Source organism: Rhodococcus sp. 14C212, from assembly GCF_011058195.1.
Lineage (GTDB): Bacteria > Actinomycetota > Actinomycetes > Mycobacteriales > Mycobacteriaceae > Rhodococcus > Rhodococcus aetherivorans.
Genome location: NZ_JAALEH010000184.1, coordinates 1 through 3,225 on the forward strand (window position 1 = coordinate 1; position 3,225 = coordinate 3,225).

At 58.6% G+C, this 3,225-nt stretch carries 3 protein-coding genes; all 3 read left to right on the plus strand.

Going from position 1 to position 3,225, the window contains the following annotated elements:
• The first annotated feature begins 270 nt into the window (after positions 1-270).
• The 3 genes from G6038_RS30465 to G6038_RS30475 all read left to right on the plus strand — a co-directional run bounded on the left by G6038_RS30465 (position 271) and on the right by G6038_RS30475 (position 3,199).
• Entirely contained in the window at positions 271-1,410 is a 1,140-nt protein-coding gene (locus G6038_RS30465) for a site-specific integrase (protein WP_346772962.1), read from the plus strand.
• Complete coding sequence (locus G6038_RS30470; RefSeq protein ID WP_165042609.1) at positions 1,407-1,742, plus strand: helix-turn-helix transcriptional regulator; 336 nt, start codon at positions 1,407-1,409, stop codon at positions 1,740-1,742. Before G6038_RS30465 ends, G6038_RS30470 begins: the two co-directional genes overlap by 4 nt.
• Positions 1,743-2,146: 404 nt before the next feature.
• On the plus strand, positions 2,147-3,199 hold the full coding sequence (locus tag G6038_RS30475; protein WP_165042611.1) for a hypothetical protein: 1,053 nt from the start codon (positions 2,147-2,149) through the stop codon (positions 3,197-3,199).
• The last annotated feature ends 26 nt before the right edge of the window (positions 3,200-3,225 follow it).

Sequence of the window (3,225 nt, forward strand, 5' to 3'; positions counted from 1 at the left end):
GACAATCACGAGTTGCAGAATACGCGAACCCATGACGTCCAACATCTTTGGACGCTGTAACACGTCCATGCCGGTCGCTCGCGAGCCTGCTGAACTGCGGCTCTGTTCCCCCGACCGGTGCGCCCCGAATCGTCACTGGGTCTGATTCCGCATCGTCGAGGGGAGCGTACTTGCTGCCCACGGCCCTCATCTGCCCCCTTCTGACCTGGGGACCTTGACTCTGATTCGCGTTGTATGCGAATCTTTCGCGGATCATGCGAGGAGGTCTCCGTGAGGCGTTCGGATCGGCGTGGGCCGGGGGATGCTTCGCTCCACCTTGCCGACGGTGTGGCACTGCTACGGCCCGAGGAGCAATTCTTCCAGGCCATGCTCGACGGATGGCGGAACCAGCAACTCAGTCGCAATCTCGGCTTCGGTACCGTCAACTCGCGAGAGGCGATCGTTCGCCGCTTTCACGCTTTTGCAGGCGTCGAGCCGTGGGAATGGTCCGCTGCCGATGTCGACGATTTCTTCACGGAGCTCCGGGCAATTCACGGTTTGGCCCAGAGCACGATCCTGGGCTATCAACTGGCGCTCCGGACATTCCTGGTGTACCTCGTTGATCCGGCATACGGATGGTCCGAGGCATGCCAGGAACGATTCGGGACCCACCCGACCCAGGTCTGCCACGAATGGAATACGGCCCGCCACACCCAGGACGCGATTGCTCAGCCGAAGAAGCGGGCGCTGACATGGAACGAGGTTCAGGATCTTTTCGACCATGCGGACAACCGGGTCGAACGTATCCTGTCCGAAGGAAGGAAAGGGGCCGTCGCGGCCCTGCGGGACGCGGTGTTGCTCAAGGTTGCTTATGCTTGGGGGCTTCGCAGAAACGAAGTTCGTATGCTCGATACCATCGACTTCGGGTTCAACCCGAAAGCTCCCGCATTTGGTCGATACGGCGTTCTGTACGTGCGTTATGGGAAGGCGATGAAGGGCGCCCCACCCAAGCGTCGAAGTGTGCTCACCGTCCCTGAGATGGATTGGGCAGTCGAGAGCCTTGTCCAATGGATTGACGATGTCAGGCCTCAGGTATCCGGCGAGGACAACCCCGCTCTATGGTGCACAGAACGCAGTAGCCGGATCGCGCTGGGTTCGGTGTCCAACAAATTCAACCAGTTCCGGAAAGAACTCGGCCTCGCGTCGGGCGTCGACTTTCATTCCCTCCGCAGGTCCTATGTGAGCCATCTTATCGAATACGGCTATGAGGCGCGCTTTGTCCAGGAGCAAGTCGGGCACGAACATGCAAGCACGACGTCGATATACACGGATGTATCATCGGACTATCGCAAACGTGTTGTTCAGAACGCCTTCGAGCGAATTGCGGGGAGAGCAGTGCGACAGGGCCTGGCCGGGAAGGGGGGACCGTGAAGCGACGAGTTGAATACTCATGGCGCCTCCGGGAAATCATGGCGGTGAGAGGCCTGAACAATATCTCGGACCTCATACCGCTGTTGATCGAGCGCGGAATCGACCTCTCCCCGTCTCAAATATATCGAATGCTCGGCCAGCGCCCGGATCGAATTTCTCTAGCGCTGCTGGGCGCAATATGCGATGCGCTCGACTGCTCGGTCGAGGATCTGTGTCAGTTCCGAATCGAAGCGGCCCCGAGTCGCAGGACCAGGGCAGTCGGCAGCAGGAGCGTAGTGGACCTGAACAGCACTATCAGGCCGAAGCGGGCGCGCATCCGTCCAGCGGAGTAGGTATGCCGGCGACAATATGCACCCGGTGCGATCGTCATGTGCGCGACTACTGGCGGTGGCCGGAGGGCGTCGTGTGCAGCCGGTGCTACCACCGTGCAGTAGGGCGACGTGGAATTTGCCCGGGATGCTCCCTGGATCGTCTACTTCCGGGACTGGACCCGGATGGCCGACCGATCTGCACGGATTGCGCAGAAATACCTCGGAGCTTCTACTGCATCCGATGCGAGCACGAGGACCATCTCTTTCGCCAACAGATGTGCGTTCGCTGTTGTTTGAAAGAGGATCTGAAGATTCTCCTGGACGACGGGTCCGGGATTCCGCGCCAGGAACTCACCCCCTTCTACGACGCGATCACCCAGCAGCCACGTCCCATGAGCGCGATAATCTGGCTCCGGAATGAACACGTGAGCCAGCTTCTCCGCAGCCTGGCTCACGGCGAGTTGCCGATCGAGCACAAGACATTCGAGAGCTACGACAAATACTCGAAGATCAAGCACCTACACCAGCTCTTGATGAAACTGGGGGTCCTTGAATACAAGGACCCGAATCTGCAAATTTTCATTCGGTGGCTCGACCGAAAGATGGATTCGTGCGATCTGAATGACGAGCACATCAAAGTTGTCCGGCAGTATGTCAGGTGGCATCACCTGAGAAGGCTGCGAGAGCTCTCCGACAGGAAAATCCTGAAAGAGGGCCATGTCGGAACCTCGAGACAGGACACGACCGTCGCTATCAACTTCCTGAGCTGGCTCGAGGGGAAGTCGCTCTCACTGAGCCAATGCCGCCAGGCCCATGTCGACGAGTGGTTCGCCACAGGCAATACGACGCGATCACGTGTGAGAAGTTTCGCAAAATGGGCGGTTCGTAACCGCTATATTCCTCAGGTCGATCTTCCAGGCCGGGTCACACGTCGACTGCCTGATATCGATCAGGGCAAGCGACTGACCCTCCTCGCAGACATGCTCGATAACGAGGGGATACCACTGAACTGTCGTGCTGCCGCCATTCTCTTCCTCCTTTACGGTCAGCCGGCAACTCGGTTGGTTCATCTCACGATCAACGACATCACAACGAACGACGACGTGACCGAAATACTTCTCGGTGACCATCCCGTACCGATTCCGAACCCATTTGACGAAATAATTCGTCGATATGTGCGGTCAAGGCCGAATATCAACACTGCCGGCAACGCCGACTCGCCTTACTTGTTCGTTGGAACCCGTCCTGATCAACCGATTACTGCCAACTATCTGATGACACTGCTGCGAGAGTCCGGAGTTGAGTTGCGGGCGATGAAAGCGGCGACACTACGCGAGCTGGTTCAGGAGATGCCGCCGACGGTCGCGGCTCGAGCACTCGGATTCAAGACGGCTTCGTTGGAGACACACGCGGCTCAAGCCGGCATGACATGGGCTTCCTATCCGGCGCTCCGCCGTGCTGAGCGGAAGAATCCATGATCTTCGAACACGTGATCACGCCGGTA